This is a genomic window from Rothia sp. HMSC069C10, from assembly GCF_001812205.1.
Lineage (GTDB): Bacteria > Actinomycetota > Actinomycetes > Actinomycetales > Micrococcaceae > Rothia > Rothia mucilaginosa.
On sequence record NZ_KV808301.1, the window covers coordinates 143124 to 159681 of the forward strand.

11 protein-coding genes are annotated in these 16558 nt (G+C 61.0%); 9 read left to right on the top strand and 2 right to left on the bottom strand.

The window, feature by feature from the left end; translation table 11 throughout:
* Nucleotides 1-40: 40 nt before the first annotated feature.
* From uvrC to HMPREF2842_RS05615, 7 genes are all read left to right on the top strand, one after another.
* Nucleotides 41-1981: an excinuclease ABC subunit UvrC gene (gene uvrC / locus HMPREF2842_RS05590; protein ID WP_070643210.1), complete on the top strand. Its 1941-nt coding sequence runs from the start codon at nucleotides 41-43 to the stop codon at nucleotides 1979-1981.
* 175 nt (nucleotides 1982-2156) lie between these two features.
* A complete protein-coding gene (gene metK / locus HMPREF2842_RS05595; RefSeq protein WP_070643212.1) occupies nucleotides 2157-3362 on the top strand; it encodes a methionine adenosyltransferase in 1206 nt (401 codons plus the stop codon).
* 33 nt (nucleotides 3363-3395) lie between these two features.
* The gene (locus HMPREF2842_RS05600) at nucleotides 3396-5807 is read left to right on the top strand and encodes a primosomal protein N' family DNA-binding protein (RefSeq protein WP_049353129.1); all 2412 of its coding nucleotides are present in this window, start codon (nucleotides 3396-3398) and stop codon (nucleotides 5805-5807) included.
* 112 nt (nucleotides 5808-5919) lie between these two features.
* Complete coding sequence (locus HMPREF2842_RS09360) at nucleotides 5920-7773, top strand: hypothetical protein (RefSeq protein ID WP_246823204.1); 1854 nt, start codon at nucleotides 5920-5922, stop codon at nucleotides 7771-7773.
* A gap of 21 nt (nucleotides 7774-7794) precedes the next feature.
* Nucleotides 7795-8595, top strand: coding sequence for a hypothetical protein (locus HMPREF2842_RS09365; protein WP_246823206.1), 801 nt, complete (start codon nucleotides 7795-7797; stop codon nucleotides 8593-8595).
* A 230-nt stretch (nucleotides 8596-8825) separates the two neighbouring features.
* A complete protein-coding gene (locus tag HMPREF2842_RS05610; protein ID WP_049327135.1) occupies nucleotides 8826-9077 on the top strand; it encodes a hypothetical protein in 252 nt (83 codons plus the stop codon).
* A gap of 363 nt (nucleotides 9078-9440) precedes the next feature.
* Complete coding sequence (locus HMPREF2842_RS05615; protein ID WP_070634098.1) at nucleotides 9441-9692, top strand: DNA mismatch repair protein; 252 nt, start codon at nucleotides 9441-9443, stop codon at nucleotides 9690-9692.
* A 244-nt stretch (nucleotides 9693-9936) separates the two neighbouring features.
* On the opposite strand, the gene HMPREF2842_RS05620 is transcribed toward HMPREF2842_RS05615, so the two are convergent.
* Together HMPREF2842_RS05620 and HMPREF2842_RS05625 are read right to left on the bottom strand one after the other, a co-directional pair.
* Nucleotides 9937-11064: a glycosyltransferase family 4 protein gene (locus HMPREF2842_RS05620; RefSeq protein ID WP_005506156.1), complete on the bottom strand. Its 1128-nt coding sequence runs from the start codon at nucleotides 11062-11064 to the stop codon at nucleotides 9937-9939.
* Between the two features lie 9 nt (nucleotides 11065-11073).
* Nucleotides 11074-12114 (bottom strand): alpha/beta fold hydrolase, encoded by a 1041-nt coding sequence (locus HMPREF2842_RS05625; protein ID WP_070643216.1) that lies wholly within the window; start codon nucleotides 12112-12114, stop codon nucleotides 11074-11076.
* Nucleotides 12115-12414: 300 nt separating this feature from the next.
* Here HMPREF2842_RS05625 and leuS point away from each other — a divergent pair, with 300 nt between their 5' ends.
* Both leuS and HMPREF2842_RS05635 read left to right on the top strand, forming a co-directional pair.
* A complete protein-coding gene (leuS, locus tag HMPREF2842_RS05630) occupies nucleotides 12415-14856 on the top strand; it encodes a leucine--tRNA ligase (RefSeq protein WP_210398795.1) in 2442 nt (813 codons plus the stop codon).
* Nucleotides 14857-15051: 195 nt separating this feature from the next.
* Complete coding sequence (locus HMPREF2842_RS05635) at nucleotides 15052-16089, top strand: DegV family protein (RefSeq protein WP_070643222.1); 1038 nt, start codon at nucleotides 15052-15054, stop codon at nucleotides 16087-16089.
* Nucleotides 16090-16558 lie beyond the last annotated feature (469 nt).

Genomic DNA, 16558 nt, shown 5'->3' on the forward strand with positions numbered 1-16558 from the left:
GAACCGCCGTAAAGCCCAGTAGAGCGAGGAGAAAGTACCCATGGCAGAGCCTTCCAGCTACCGCCCCGCCCCCGGCGAAATCCCCACCGACCCGGGCGTTTACCGTTTTCGCGATGCTGACGGCCGCGTCATCTACGTGGGTAAGGCGAAGAACCTGCGCAACCGCCTCAACAGCTATTTTGCGTCGCCGCAGACGCTGAGCCCGAAGACCTACGCAATGGTGCATACGGCGGCGAGCGTGGAGTGGACCGTGGTGGCGAGCGAAATGGAGTCGCTGCAGCTCGAATACACCTGGATTAAGGAGTTTTCGCCGCGCTTCAACATTGCGTTCCGCGACGATAAGTCGTACCCGTACCTGGCGATTACCGTCAATGACGTGTACCCGCGCGCCATGGTGACCCGCGGCGAGCGCCGTAAGGGCGTGCGCTATTTTGGCCCGTATTCGCAGGCGTGGGCGATTCGTGAAACCCTGGATGCGCTGCTGCGTGTGTTCCCGGTGCGCACCTGCACGAACGGCGTGTTCAACCGCGCGAAGAATAGCGGCCGCCCGTGCCTGCTCGGTTATATCGATAAGTGCGCGGCGCCGTGCGTGGGCAAGATTAGCGCCGAGGAGCACCGCGAGTTGGCGCGCGGGCTGACCCGGTTTATGGGTGGTGGCGCTGAGAAGCATATCGCCCAGTTGACCGCGGAAATGAAAGCCGCCGCAGCTGATATGGACTTTGAGCGCGCCGCGATTCTTCGCGACGATATTGCCGCACTGACTAAGGCGTTTGAGCGTAACGCCGTGGTGCTTGGCGCGACCGTGGATGCCGACCTGTTCGCCTACGCTGAGGACAATCTGGAGGCATCCGTTCAGGTGTTCTTCGTGCGCGGCGGCAGGATCCGCGGCCAGCGCGGCTGGATCGTGGAGAAGGTCAACGACAGCACCGATGCGCAGCTCATTGAGCAGCTGATCGCGCAGGTGTACAGCGATATTGCGGCGAGCCTCGCCTCCCAGAAGGACGCCGAGAAGAGCCTGAACAGCTACGATATTCCGCGTTCCGTGCTCGTGCCGGTGGAGCCCGAGAATAAGGAGCAGCTGGCGTCCTGGCTGGCGGAGGTGCGCGGCGGGCCCGTGGAGATTAGCGTTCCGCAGCGCGGCGACAAGGCAGAGCTTATGAAGACGGTCGCCGAGAATGCGCGCCAGTCGCTGACCCTGCACAAGAGCCGCCGTGCCGGTGATTTGACCACCCGCAGCGCCTCCCTCGTGGAGCTGCAGGAGGCGCTGGAGCTACCGGACCCGTTGCTGCGCATCGAGTGCTACGACATTTCGCATGTGCAGGGCACGAACGTGGTCGCGTCCATGGTCGTCTTTGAGGACGGCATGCCCGCGAAGAACGCCTACCGCACCTACAGCATTACCGGCGACGCCGCGCGTGACGATACCGCCAGCATGTACGACGTCATTACGCGCCGCTTCAAGAGGCACCTGGCGCAGCAGGCGGAACGTGAAGCTGCGCCCGTGCACTCCGGCGAGATTGACGCCTCCACGCCCGAGCCTGCGAAGTTTGCCTACCCGCCGAACCTGGTGCTCGTGGACGGCGGTCCGCCGCAGGTGGCTGCCGCATCCGCCGCGCTGAGCGACCTGGGCATTACGGACGTGTACGTTGCCGGCATCGCTAAGCGCCTGGAGGAACTGTGGCTGCCGGACGACGACTACCCGGTCGTGCTGCCGCGCACCTCGCAGGCGCTGTACCTGGTGCAGCGCATCCGCGATGAGGCGCACCGTTTCGCTATCACCTTCCACCGTTCCAAGCGTGGTAAGGCGATGGTCGCCTCCGCCCTGGATGAGGTGCCCGGTCTGGGCGAGGTGAAGCGTTCCGCGCTGATTAAGCACTTCGGGTCGGTGGCTCAGATGAAGCAGGCGAGCGCCGAGGAGCTGACGGCGGTGCCGGGTATTGGTCCGGCGTTGGCTCAGAAGATTCTGGCGGCGCTGACCTAATCCTCTGGCTGGCGCTGGCCTAAGTGCCTGCTGGCGCTGAGTGAAGGCCCGCCCGGGGTGTGAACGCAGCACTCCGCCTCGTAATGGCGCTTAACAAACGTGTCATAATTGAAGGAAACCGTCATCATTACGAGCGCGCTATCTTCGCGCGCCCTCAACCAGTAGAGTGGAAACCGTGAGTAATAACCATCTGCGCCTATTCACCAGCGAGTCGGTGACTGAAGGCCACCCCGATAAGATTTGTGACCAGATTTCTGACGCCATCCTTGACGGCATCATCGCCCAGGACCCCGCAGCGAACGTTGCTGTGGAGACCATGGTGACCACCGGTCAGGTGCATGTTGCTGGTGAGGTGACCACCTCCAGCTACGTCGAAATCCCCTCCATCGTGCGCGAGACCATTTTGGGTATCGGCTACGATTCCTCTACCCGCGGCTTCGACGGCGAGTTCTGCGGCGTGTCCGTCTCCATTGGTGAGCAGTCCCCGGACATTAACGCCGGCGTGTACGAGTCCCTCGAGGTCCGTCAGGGTATTGCTGCTGACGAGTACGACCGCCAGGGTGCGGGCGACCAGGGCATCATGTTCGGTTACGCATCCAACGAGACGAACGTGCTGATGCCCGCCCCGATTTGGCTGGCACACCGCCTCTCTGAGCGTCTGACCAAGGTCCGTAAGGACGGCCTGCTGACCGAGCTGCGCCCCGACGGCAAGACTCAGGTGACCCTCGGCTACGATTCGAACAACGTGCCTGTCTCCGTGGACACCGTCGTTGTTTCGAGCCAGCACACCGCAAGCTACGACCTGGCTGACCTGCGTGCGGACATTGAGAAGCACGTTATCGCACCGGTTCTGGGCAGCGTCGAGCTGGATTCCTCCAACGCCAAGTTCATTGTGAACCCCGCTGGCCGCTTCGTTCAGGGTGGCCCCGTGGGTGACGCGGGCCTGACCGGCCGCAAGATCATTGTGGACACCTACGGTGGTTCGGCTCGTCACGGTGGTGGCGCGTTCTCCGGTAAGGACCCGTCGAAGGTGGACCGTTCCGCAGCGTACGCAATGCGTTGGGTTGCGAAGAACATTGTGGGTGCCGGTCTGGCTGACCGCGCCGAGGTTCAGGTTGCGTACGCTATCGGCCAGGCATCGCCGGTCGGTCTGTATGTTGAAACCTTCGGCACCGAGAAGGTCGACCCGATCAAGATTGAGAAGGCTGTGCATGAGGTCTTCGACCTGCGCCCGCTGGCAATCATTAACGAACTGGATTTGCGCCGCCCGATTTACAAGAAGACCGCAGCTCACGGCCACTTCGGTCGTACCGAGCCGGAATTCACCTGGGAGCGTCTGAACCGCGTGGATGCACTGCGTTCGGCAGTGTCCTCCTCCTAATATCTGTCAGGGTAGAGGAGCACGCTGATTCGGGTGACTCAGAGCAGTTCTGAATCGAACTCTTCAGCACCGTTGGGTGCTCAGCAGGAATCCCTGCAACAGCTTGACCTGTTGCAGGGATTTCCTGCTCTTCGTGATGCCCTGATTCCGGCTGCCCCGGAGCCGGTGAACGTTGCCGCCGAGTTGGAGGCGAGCGGCGTGCCGAACCCTGTGGCGCGTGTGCGTGTGGATAGCACTCTGCCGCAGGTGGACCGCACGTTTGATTACCGTGTGCCCGCCGAGCTGAGTGAGGATGCGGTGCCCGGCGCCCGCGTGCGTGTGCTGTTCAACGGCCACGAGCTGACCGGTTACATTGAGGAGCGCGCCGCCACGACTGATTGGACGCGCACCTCGCTGCTGCCGCTCAAGTCGGTGCTGTCGCGTGTGCCCTCTGTTGCGCCCGAAATTTTTGCGCTTGCCGAGGCGCTTGCTGACCGTTACGCCTCCACGGTGGCAAACGTGCTACGTCTGGCGGTGCCGCCGCGTATTGCCGCGCTGGATAAGAAGTATGCGCCCCTTCTGCCGGGTTATGAGTCGGATTATTTGGGCGATTCTGCTCCGGTAAGCACTTCCGATGCTCCCGAGAGCGCGGCTTCCGAGCATGTGGCTTCCGAGAGCACGGAATCTGGGCCTTCTACCGCCTCCGCTGCCTCCAGCGCCGCTACTTCCATCGCTACCGACCCGTACGCGTGGCTTGCCACCCCCGGCGCTCCCGCACCCTTCGTGCTGGACTCGCCGGCGCTGAACCCGGACGCGCCGGATGCCGCCTCCGTCTTCTCCGATTACGAGAACGGTGCGGAGTTCATTGAAGATGTCGCTGCCGGTGCCGCGACCCGCGCCGTGATGACGGTTCTTCCCGGCCACTTGGAGCATACGTGGGCGGATGTTTTGGCGACCGCACTCGCGGCTGCTGCTGCCAGTGGTCGCGGCGCTATTGCGGTGGTTCCGACCGCTAAGAACCTGGATCTTCTGGAGGCGGCGCTCGCCGAGCGTCTGCCGGCTGACTCGTTTGTGCGTTTGAGTTCTGATTCGACTCCGCATACTCGCTATCACGGGTTTGTGAAGGCGCGCTTGGGGCAGGTGCCGGTGGTGATTGGTACCCGCGCTGCCGCCTACGCGCCGGTGGCGAACCTGGGCCTGGTGGTGTGCTGGGATGACGGCGATTCTTCGCTGGTGGAGCAGCGCGCCCCGTATTGTCATGCCCGTGATGTGTTGCTTCTGCGTGCTTCTGCTGAGAATACTGCGGCGCTGTTTGCCGGGTTCAGCATGAGTAGTGAGGCGGCGCGTCTGGTGCGTACACGCTGGGCGTCTCATGTGCGTGCGCCGCGTGCGTTGGTGCGTGATTTTTCGCCGCGTATTTTTTCGACGGGTTCGGAGTTTGAGTTGGCGCGTGACCCGTTGGCGGCGATGGCGCGTATTCCTCACCTGGCGTTTGAGCATGCTCGTCGGGCGTTGGCGCGTGGTCCCGTGTTGGTGCAGGTGGCGCGTAGCGGTTATATTCCGTCGTTTTCGTGCGAGCGTTGCCGCATGCCGGCGCGTTGTGGCGAGTGTAGTGGGCCTTTGTCGGTGGCTTCGGGTTCGTCGGTTCCGTCGTGTTCGTGGTGCGGTCATTTGGCGCAGCAGTGGCGTTGTTCTGAGTGTGGTTTTACGCATTGGCGTTATTCGGCGGCGGGTGCGACTCGTACTGCTGAGGAGCTGGGTCGTGCGTTCCCGAATGTTCCGGTGATTTCTTCGGCGGGTGATCATGTGCGGGCGTCGGTTGGTCCTGAGCCTGCGTTGGTGGTGGCGACTCCGGGTGCTGAGCCGGTGGCTTTTGGCGGCTATGCGGCGGCGCTTTTGTTGGATGCCGATAAGATGCTTCGTTTTGATTCGTTGCGTGCCCCGGAGGCGGCGTTGCGTCGCTGGTTGAATGCGGCGGCCTTGGTTCGTCCGGCGGCTCTTGAGGGTACGGTGGTGACGACTGCTTCGCCATCGCCGGTGGAGCAGGCGCTGGTGCGTTGGGATCCGGCGTGGTTTGCTCGCCGGGAGCTGGAGGAGCGCGCTCAGACGGGTCTGCCTCCGGCGGTTCGTACGGCTGCGGTGACCGGTGCGGAGGCGGATGTTCGCGCCTTTATGGAGGAGTTCTTGGGCTCTTCTGCGCTGCCGGAGCGGGTGCGTGAGCAGTTGCGTATTGTGGGTCCGGTTCCGCTGGATCAGGGGTATTTTGCCTGGTCGGAGTCTCTTGAGGAGGATTCTGAGGAGGCGCCGGTTCAGGGCGATTGGCGTACCCTGATGTTTTTCTCGTATGGCATTGCTCAGCAGGTGACCCGCGAGTTGCGTGCTACGCGTGCAACGATTGCGGCGTTGAAGAAGAACGTAGGGGAGCGTCCGGTTCAGATTCGTTGTGACGGCCTGGACGTGCTGTGATTTTCTAGTCGTGCTGTAGTGTTCTAGTGAGGGGCGGTTTTTTGCCCCGGGTTGGGCGTTGAGCACGCGGGTTTGCGGGCGCGCTGTGCGCAGAGGCGAGGAGGTGAGAGGTATGTCGAAGGTGCCTCATCTGCTGAAGGGTAGTGCGCTGTCTGATGGTGAGCAGCGGCGGCTGGCTGAGTATGCTTCTGCGCATCCGAAGAGTGCCCTGCACCGTAAGGGTCAGCATCATGATGCGGCGGTGCTGCTGATTCATGGTATTGGCTATCAGAATCACGGCGAGACGCTCGCGTATTTTGGTAAGCCGGTGGCGGATAGCGTGCAGACCCTGTTGGCGCTGAATACGGGCGCGGATGCTGCCGCCGCCTCTGAAGATGCCCCCGCCGCGGAGGCTTCTGCGCGGGTGCGTGTTGAGGTGATTCCTGACGGCGATACCCTTCCGCCTGCCGCTGAGGTGAACCCGCTGAGCCACCATAGCGAGTTGACGTATTCGTTGACGATTGAGCGCACGGAGTACCCCGCCGACCCGGTTGAGGAAAGCCCGGAGGTTGAAGAGAACTCCGCTCAGGAAGAACCAGCCGAAGCCTCCGAGCCCAAAGAATCTACAAGAATCAGTCTGCCAAAAGTAGAACTTCCGAAGGTAGAGCTGCCCAGGGTGGAACTTCCCAAGGTTGAGTTGCCCAAAGTGGAGTTACCCAAGGTGGAACTGCCTAAAGTAGAGCTCCCTAAGATTGAGCTGCCGAAAATTGAGCTTCCCAAGGTAGAACTCCCGAACATCGATTTCCCGAACATCGAGCTACCTAATCTTGAGCTTCCGCGCCTGCCTCAGCCGAAGCCTCGCCCGGTTCGCACAATCACACGCCGCAGCCTCCTCTTTCAGGAGGGCTTCTGGCGGCCCAGGCATTACCGCCCGTTGAAGGAGCATTTGCCCTGGTTGGTGTCGGTTTTGCCGCTGTTTTTGATGTTCTGCTTCTACTATGAGCGCCCCGGCGTGACCTGGCGTGAGCGTGCCGGGCACCTGTTGCGTTCTATGGCGCGGTTTGTGAACGTGGCGCTGTGGCTGGTGTTGGCGGCTATGGCTGTGATGACTTTCCGTGATGCTTTTGTGGCGTCTCTGGGTACTCCGCAGGGTGCATTTACGGGTCTGGCGGCGGTGCTCGGCCTGGGTATTGTGGGCTGGGTTTTGGCTCGTCGTGCCCGTGAGCTGTGGGCGCTGGTGAAGGCTATTCCGACGCAGCTGATTCAGACGGCGACCAGCCCGGAGTCGCGCGATTTGGAGCGTATTTATGCGCGTCTGGATCGTCAGCTGGACGATTTGAGTTCCCGTAGCGATGCGGTGGGTATTATTGCTCATTCGCAGGGCGGATATTTGAGCTATGAGTTACTGCGTCGTCGTGCGGCGGCGGGTAAGAAGCCGATTCGTTTCTTCTACGGCCTGGGTAGTGGCGTGGTTCCGATTAGCATTATCGCTAGTGACCGCAACGACATTCCGGGGCCCCTGGATGCTGCGGGCAGCTACCGTAACCGCGCCATGCTTCTGTGGGTGAGCGTGGTTGCGGCGTTCTCCTGGCTGGTGGAGGCGTCCCTGCTGTTTGGCCCGTACCGTTCGCTACTGCACTATACGATGCTGGTACCCCTGGCGTTGAGCGCGGTACCTCTGGTGTTGAGCATTGCGCCGCTGGTTGCGAGCATGCTGGGCACCCTGAAGGGTAGGGCGCGTATTGTCCGCAAGAGCGCCCGGGACAGCGCCTCCGAAACTCCCTCCGCAAAGAGTCCGGCTGATGTGCGTCTGGCGGATGCGCGCCTGGTCAACCCGTACGGCACGCGCGCCTACGTGAAGTGGCTGATTCCGTTGCTTTTCGTGCACGGCGTTTTCATGCTGTACGCGGTATTCATGCTGCTGCTGGTTCAGCTACGTGTTGAGGGCTCGGTCCCTGAGCTGACCGCCGCCTCCGTGGCGTTTTGAGGTGCGCTAATTCTGGTGCTCATGATGTCGGTGCGTAGCGCCTGCCACCTGTATGTGCGCGCCTACGCGCCGATGTTGCAGGATCTTGATGTGGCTGACCGGTGCGAGATTTCCGCTCGTGGTGACAGTATTGGCAGGTCGAATATTACTCAGCCCGCCGATGTAGACGTCAGCTTTGTGACCCTGCCGGGCCCGTCGGTGAATAGCCACATGCAGTATTTTGATGCGTGTTCGCCGGTGCCGTTGATGCTTGCGCACCGCCTGGTGCCGCACATGATGCCGGCGGGTGAGCAGGCGCAGAAGGCGGCGGCTTTCACCGATATTGGTACGGAACTGAACCACGGTTTTGCGCGCGTGAAGAAGTGGATGCGCACCATGCATTACGGGCTGTATGCGGTGCTTCTGCTGATGCTGTCGGTGCTACTGAATGTGGCGTCGCCGGTGAGCCTGTCCGCGTTGACGGGGCTTGATACGTCGCGTCTGCATTCGGAGGGCTTTGACCGTCTGGTGGCGGATGCTCAGCAGCTGCGTGAGCAGGCGGGTTCTTCGGATCTGTTGCTGTGGATTCTGGTCGGCATTTTTGTGGTGGAGGCGCTGCTGATGATGGTGCTTTCGCCGTGGACTCAGCGGCGTTTGCAGCGTGCGTTCATGATGCACAAGGTGGACCGCACAGGTCAGCTGAGTGAGTTCAATCCTTTGCCGATGGTGACGGCTCTTCTGGGTCTTGACGGTGAGGATGAAGACGCTGAGGATACAGAGGAACATAACCCCGCAGGGGAGAAAAAGCAGGAGAGTAAAGCAGGGCAGAGCGCTGTAGTTTAGGGCGCTTAGGCGGTGCCGTGGAAGGGTATCCCAGAATTTTTATGCATTCGTGTGCACCTAAGATTTGCTGGGGTTTGGCTGATTCTAATTGGCGTAGTCTCCGTATCCGCGGTAATATATTCAGCACTGCGGATACTATTTCGGTGCTTGTCGAGGTGGTGTTGGCAGTATCTATCACTCAACTTCGCGCACGCTTCACAACCGTGCGCACCAACGAAAGATGAATACTGGTGACTCAGACTATGATCGCCCCCGCATACGAACCTGCATGCGGCGGGTCTGCTTCTGTACACAATTACGGCGTCATGCACCCGGACCCCGTGTTGCTTTCCGACATGACCAGCGCAGAACGAGGAGCTGTTTACCGCTACTTGGCGCGCTTCGCTGAGCTGGATGACGCAAAGATTTTCTACGCGTACGGTCACGCTTACGAGCTGGCTCGTAAGGACGCTGAACGCGGTCTCTACGCAACTATGGCGTAGCCTGCATAATTAGCTTTGGAAATGCTGCTGCACTCTTTGTGGGTGCGGCAGCATTTCTGCTTTTCGGGCTGGCTTTCACGCTGGCTTTCGGGCAGGTTTCAGTTCGGTTGGAGACTCGGCGGTCCCATGCCGCTATGATGCCCCTGATTTCTTCCTGACAACCGGGGACGTGTCCACTATGGGGGCGTTCCCTGATGGTTCTTGAACATTGATTAGCTCTTGGGTAGTTTAGAGGTGTCACAACCACTACTGCGAAGAGACTTCCGATGATTTCCGTAGGTTCTTTTCGCGGTGTTGCCTCCGGTAGCGTCTGCATTGTTGCGGCGCTGCCCTAAGAAACGCCCTAAGGAAAGGTTCTCGCCGATGAGCTTCACCAATATTGCCTATGATTACGAGCCGGAATTTGGCGATTCGGCACCGAGCCGCGACAACGGCATTACTCACCCGGACCCTGTTCTGCTGTCCTCGATGACGAAGGCTCAGCGTGGCGCGGTGTGCCGTTACCTGGCTCGTTTTGCTGAGCTGGATGACGCGAAGATTTTCTACGCGTACGGTCACGCGGATGAGCTGGCCGCGAAGGAAGCGGCTCGTACCGGTAGCTTTGCTACGGTCTAAGGATTCCTGCTCCGGTGTGATGCGGTGAGGCTGCACCTTCCGGATGCGCCCTCAGGGTGCCCGAGCTCTGCGAGGGCAGGTTCCCTGCGTAGGCGCGGAGGAAGTGTGTAGCGAACCGCCGCTGTACATCGTTTGCTGTATGCCGCGTACGCCACCCGGCGACCACAAACTAAATACGAGAATGCCGCCGCACCCTCCCGAGTTTCGGGGGAGTGCGGCGGCATTTCTTTGCCTAACGCAGGCCTTAGAGCCCGCGCACGACCTCCAGCAGTTTGAGCGCCGAGTCGCGCCAGGAGTAGCGGCGTACATCCGACAGGCCGTCAATAATCACGCGTTCACGAACGGCGGTGTCCTCCAGGGAACGGATTGCCTTCACCCAGTCGGCGGCGTGCGCCTCCGGGGCACCGTCAACCGGCGCGAACACGGCGTGCGGCGCAATCTCACGGAAAATCGGGATGTCACTAATCACCGCGGGGCAACCGGCAGCCTGTGCCTCGACCACGGGCAGGCCGTAACCCTCCTCGCGGGAGGCGGTCACCAGGGCGTGCGCCTGGCGGAGTAGCTGCTGGTACTCCTCGTCGCTCACGCCGTTGTGCACCTCCACGTTCTCACCGATGAGGCGTTCGTCGGTGAGCTGCACCAGGCGCTGCGGCGGCATCTTTGACAGCAGGTGCAGGCGGTAATCCGGCAGGGAACGCATCGCCAGTAGTAGCGTTTCAACGTTCTTGTACGGCATGAACGAACCCATGTACACCAGGTGCTTGACGGGCTGCTCTTCGCGGGTGGTGGCGCGTTCCAGTGCGGTTTGGCGGGAGACGACGCTGCCGGGCTGCGGGGCGTTGGGCACCACGAACAGCGGCTTGGTGGTCAGCTCGTGCTCACGAATCAGTGAGGCGGTCGACTCCGAAACCGTCACGACTGCGTCGCCGTGGTTGAGCAGGAAGCGCTGCGGGGTGTAGGTCTTGTGGAAGAGTCGCCAGCCCACGCGCACCGGTGCGGGCAGGAACCCGGGCGGGGTCGGGTGCGAGTAGTAGATCAGGTCGTGCAGGGTGAGGATCAGCTTGAATTTGCGTCCGGTGGAGCCGATGGTCTGCATGGGGGAGAACACCACGTCCGGCGCATACTTATTCAGCTGTAGCGAGGCGGTCGGTTCGAGCGGGCCGGTGGGCGAGCAGATCTTCACGTGCGGCAAATCGGGCAGCATATCCAGCTGACGCTCATCGCTGATGATCATGGTCAGGTCGAGGTCGGCGGCGGCTTCGTCACCGGTGTCAATGAGGGTTTTGAGCGCGCCCAGCAGGGACGCAGTGTAGCGGCTGATGCCGTCGTGGAAGCCGATACGGGTGTATCGGGCGTCAACCATGAGTTTCATGTTGGTTCCTTACTTCTCGTTCCCTGAGTGGTCGGCGGCGAAATCGGCGATGAGTTCCGCAGCGCGGCGAGGGGTTTCGTAGTGGATGAGGTGCCCGACTTCGGGGATGATGTCCAGGCGCTCGCGGGCACCGGTCGAAGTAGCGGGCAAGCTGCGGGAGGTCAGCGTTGCGTACATGGCGCGAGCCGTTTCGGGGGTGCCCAGGTCGTCGTCTTCGGCAACGAGCATCTGCACCGGCACCCGAATGGCGGCGGCGTATTCGGCGGCGGCGTGCGTAATGGACGCTTCGTAGGCGCTGAGCACTCCGCGGCGGGAGCCGAAGGAGCCGAAGTAGGCGGCGTGCTGGCCGTTGATGAATCGGCGCATTGCCTTGTCTTTGGTTCGCATCATGACTTCGCTGGAGGCGCGGGTAATCAGCTGCGAACGCAGCAGCGGGTAGCCGATTTTTTCGGGGAGTGCCGCGCCGGCGCGGTAGTAGAGGGAGGCGAGGCGGGAGGCGACGCGCTGGCTGCCTTCGAGGGCGGGCTCGCTAATCGGGTTGATGAGCGAGAGGAGCGCGAGCGAGTTCGGGTGTGCGGCGGCGAAGGCGCTGGTGACGATGGAGCCGAAGGAGTGGCCGACCAGGTGCAGCGGTAGGGGCTGTGCATCCTCGCGGGCGGGGTTAGTGTGTTCCACGAAGTCGTTTAGCCACGCCACGTACGCGTTGATGTTGTCTCCGCCCTGAGCATTTTCGGGCAGGTCTGCGGAGCGGCCAAAGCCAGGCAGGTCGGGGCTGATGATGCTGACGTTCGGGATGAGCTTCAGCAGGTAGTTCGCGATGATTTCGAGGCCGTGGTGGTCGCCGCGGAAGCCGTGCACGAGTAGCACGGGGTAGGAGCCTTCGGGGAAGGTTCCGTCGTTCATGCCTTTGCCGTACTGCCAGTAGCGGGTCATGACCGCCTGCGCGCCGTCACCAATGAGGGCGTCGTGGCGGGTACCGGGAATGAGCGGGCCGGGCACACCCTCAAGAACTGAGGTGTTGGGGGAGTCCGGGGTAACGGTGGAGGTCATGGGTACCTTTCGCGGGTTGGGTACTGGGACGGCAAAGTCCCGTTCTTAATTCTAGGGGAGAAGCCTGAAAGGGCTCTGAAACCCGCCTGGCGCATCGGTGGTTGGGCGGGTGATTGCGCAGGTAATCGCGCGGGTGGTGCCGTCCATTTGGTAGTCGAGACAGTCTCAACTCTGGCGCGGTGCGGGTTTCGCGTTACACTTGGAGGGTTAAGTTTTTATCAACCTGTCTTTATTTAAGGAATCGCTGTGTCTGCTCAGGTAGAGACCGAACGCAACGAAAATGCGTACGACTTCCGCGCTATGGAAGCCAAGTGGCGCCCCTACTGGGACGAAACGAAGGTTTTCCAGCCCACCGGTGACGCCCCCAAGGGCCGCAAGTATGTGCTGGATATGTTCCCGTACCCCTCCGGTGACCTTCACATGGGTCACGCAGAGGCATTCGCTATTGGTGACATGAACGCCCGCTACTTCAAGCAGTGCGGCTACGATGTTCTGCACCCGATTGGCTGGGACTCCTTCGGCCTGCCCGCTGAGAACGCAGCCATTAAGAACGACACTCACCCCAAGGAGTGGACGTACAAGAACATTGAGACTCAGGCTGAGTCCTTCAAGCGTTACGCTATTGCCGCTGACTGGAGCCGCCGCCTGCACACTTCGGACCCCGAGTACTACAAGTGGACTCAGTGGCTGTTCGAGCAGTTCTACAAGAAGGGCCTGGCGTACCGTAAGGACTCCATGGTCAACTGGTGCCCCAAGGACCAGACCGTGCTCGCGAACGAGCAGGTTGTCAACGGTGCGTGTGAGCGTTGCGGTACTACCGTGACTAAGAAGTCGCTGAACCAGTGGTACTTCAAGATCACTGATTACGCACAGCAGCTGCTGGACGACATGGAGCAGCTGGAGGGCAAGTGGCCCGACCGTGTTCTGCTCATGCAGCGCAACTGGATTGGTCGTTCTGAGGGTGCTGAGGTGCGCTTCGAGATTGAGGCGACCGAGGATCAGCCTGCTGAGTCCTTCACCGTGTTCACCACCCGCCCGGACACCCTGTACGGCGCAACCTTCATCGTGGTTGCTGCGGATGCGGCGTTCGCTGAGCAGATCGTGGCGCCCGAGCACAAGGCTGCCCTGGAGCAGTACCGCGAAGACATTAAGGCACTGAGCGATATTGACCGCCAGTCCTCCGACCGCGAGAAGACCGGCGTGTTCACCGGCCGCTACGCGATTAACCCGCTGACCGGCGCGAAGCTGCCCGTCTGGGCTTCTGACTACGTGCTCGCTGACTACGGTACCGGCGCGATTATGGCTGTGCCCGCGCACGACCAGCGTGACCTTGAGTTCGCCCTGAAGTTCGACCTGCCCATCGTGAAGGTCCTGGACGTTGAGGGTGCTGAGGACCCGGCTACCAGCGGCGTTGCCGCAGCTGGTGACGGTGTGCTCATCAACTCCGGCGAGCTGACCGGCCTGCCGAAGGCTGAGGCGCTCGCTAAGGCTATTGAGCTGGTTGAGGCTGCCGGCACCGGTGAGGGTAAGGTCATTTACCGTCTGCGTGACTGGCTGCTGTCCCGCCAGCGTTTCTGGGGTACCCCCATCCCCGTGATTCACTGTGAGGATTGTGGCGAGGTTCTGGTTCCTGAGGATCAGCTGCCGGTGCTGCTGCCCGATAACCTGCGCGGTGAGCAGCTGGCTCCTAAGGGCCAGTCGCCCCTGGCCGCCGCTGATGACTGGGCGATTGTGCCTTGCCCTGAGTGTGGCAAGCAGGCTCGCCGTGACTCGGACACCATGGACACCTTCGTGGATTCCTCCTGGTACTTCCTGCGTTACGTTTCCCCGAACTACGACAAGGCTCCTTTCGACCCGCAGGCTATGAGCGAGTGGGGTGCCGTCGACATGTACGTTGGCGGTGTGGAGCACGCTATTCTGCACCTGCTGTACGCACGCTTCTTCACCAAGGTTGTTCGCGACCTGGGCCTGATTAAGCACGATGAGCCGTTCAAGGCGCTCATGAACCAGGGTCAGGTGCTCAACGGCGGTAAGGCTATGTCCAAGTCGCTGGGTAACGGCGTGAACCTGGGTGAGCAGCTCGACAAGTTCGGTGTGGACGCTATCCGCACCACCATGATTTTCGCGTCCCCGCCCGAGGATGACGTGGACTGGGCGGATGTTTCCCCGTCCGGTTCGCAGAAGTTCCTGGCTCGCGCATGGCGTGTGGCTCAGGACGTCACCAGCGAACCCGGCGTTGATGCAACCACCGGTGACCTGGAGCTGCAGAAGCTGATTGCTCGCACCGTGCACGAGGTTCAGGGCCTGCTGGATAACGGCAAGTTCAACGTGGTTGTTGCTAAGACCATGGAGCTTGTGAACGCTACCCGTAAGGCTATTGACTCCGGTGCTGGTGCGGCTGACCCGGCTGTCCGTAAGGCTGCTGAGACTATCGCTATTCTGCTGTCTCTGTACGCACCGTACACCGCTGAAGACATGTGGCACGCTCTCGGCCACGACACCCCGGTTTTGACCGCGGGCTTCCCCGAGGTTGACCCGGCTCTGCTGGTGGATGATACCGTCACCGCTATCGTGCAGATTAAGGGCAAGGTCAAGGCTCGCCTGGAGGTTGCGAAGGATATTTCCGAGCAGGAGCTTCAGGAGCTGGCTCTGGCGGATGCCGCTGTTCAGCGTTCGATTGGTGATGCCGAGATCCGCAAGGTGATTGTGCGTGCGCCTAAGCTCGTGAACATCGTGATTTAAGCTCTTTAGATAAAGAAGTTTTTTAGATAAAGTACAAGCCCCGCTGTGGCTTCGGTTCGTTCAACGGAACGAACCCGGAGGTGCGGCGGGGCTTTGCTGTACTGCAGTAGTGATGAGTGCCATAATGTTCAGGGAACGCTAGGAGAGGGTTCGTCATCGAATCACGCACTGACGAACCGGAAGAAGGGCCGGAATATGGAGCGAGAGAACAAAGCAGAGAACCGCATTGCCGTGGTGACCGATAGCGCCGCCGCCCTCGACCCCGAGCTCGTGCAGCGCCTGAGCGCTCGCGGTAATTTTGTGCTCGTTCCGATGCCGGTGACTATTCGCACGCCCGGTTCACCGGATCGTCAGCTGCAGGATTTGACCGCCGCCGAGGTGGATGAGGCGATTATGCTTGCGCACGTGATGGGCCAGACGGTGAGCACTTCCGGGCCCGCGCCGGGCGTGTTTGCTGATGTGTATGACGATTTGGCGTCGCGAGGTTTTACGCATGTGGTGTCTGTGCACCTGTCCGGTGAGCTCTCGGGCACGGTGGAGGCGGCACGCACCGGTGCCCGCCTGAGTCGCCTGGGTTCTACGGGTGTGAGCGTGGTGGATAGCCGCACGGTCGCGGGTGCATACGGTCATGCGGTGGTGCGTGCCTTGGAGGTGCTGAACTCTGCATCCGCAGGCGCGAGTGTTGAATGTCCGAGTCCCGCGCAGCTGGTGGACTACATTCAGTCCGTCTGCGAGCAGTCCACGCTCTACTTCTATATCCCGACCCTGGATGCGTTGCGCCGCGGTGGCCGTGTTTCCCCGGCGTTGGCGATGGTGGGTCAGATGTTCCAGATTAAGCCGATTGGCACGATTACCGAAGGTAAGCTGGCGTATGTGGAGCGCCCCCGCACTGCGGCGCGCGCCCTAGAGCGCCTGGTGGAGGTGACCGTGCAGACCTGCCGTGAGCATCAGCATGCGGCGGCGCTCAGCTCTGCTTCAGTGGGCTCTACTGCCGCCGACCCCGCTAGTTCTTTGCTTGCCGCATCCCCGCGCGGTGAGGTGGTTGCGGTGCATCATGTGGGCAATGCGGCGCAGGCGCTGCAGCTGTATGAGCAGGTTCAGCAGATGCTGGGGGAGAGCTCCCTAGTTCATGATGCTGCCGTTTCTTCGGCGCCGGAGTTTTTGGTGAGTGCGTTGCCGCCGGTGCTGTCGGCTCATTCGGGGCTGGGTGCTGTGGCGCTGGTCGTTTATTAGGATCGTGTACTAGCCGCCCCTGTCGCGACACGAAAGCTGTGTACCGGGGCGCATTTAACCCGTTTTAAGGCTGTGGTGTGTCTTACGTTGGGCTCATCTGTTTTCACGTGAGAAATTGCACTGCGTGCGAGCGCACGGGGCGCCATTGAAACCCATTCGCAGGTGAAAGGGTATTTTTTACCCTCAGATTTTGCCTTGATATGGCGCGGTTTTTAGCAAATGTGCGTTTCATGTGTGTTTATGTTGCCGTGACCGTATCGCAACATTTTCTAAAGGTGAACACAACGCAAAACAACAGAAAACAACGGGTTTTTGCCGGTTTTTATGGCATAACTCACAAAAATTTCTCGATAGAACACACCAAAACACACATAAACTAGGGTAGGATTATTACCAACAACGGCGGAACGCACCGGGCAACATAGAGCACGGACGAATCCGACTAAACCAGAGCCCACAAGGCATCGGA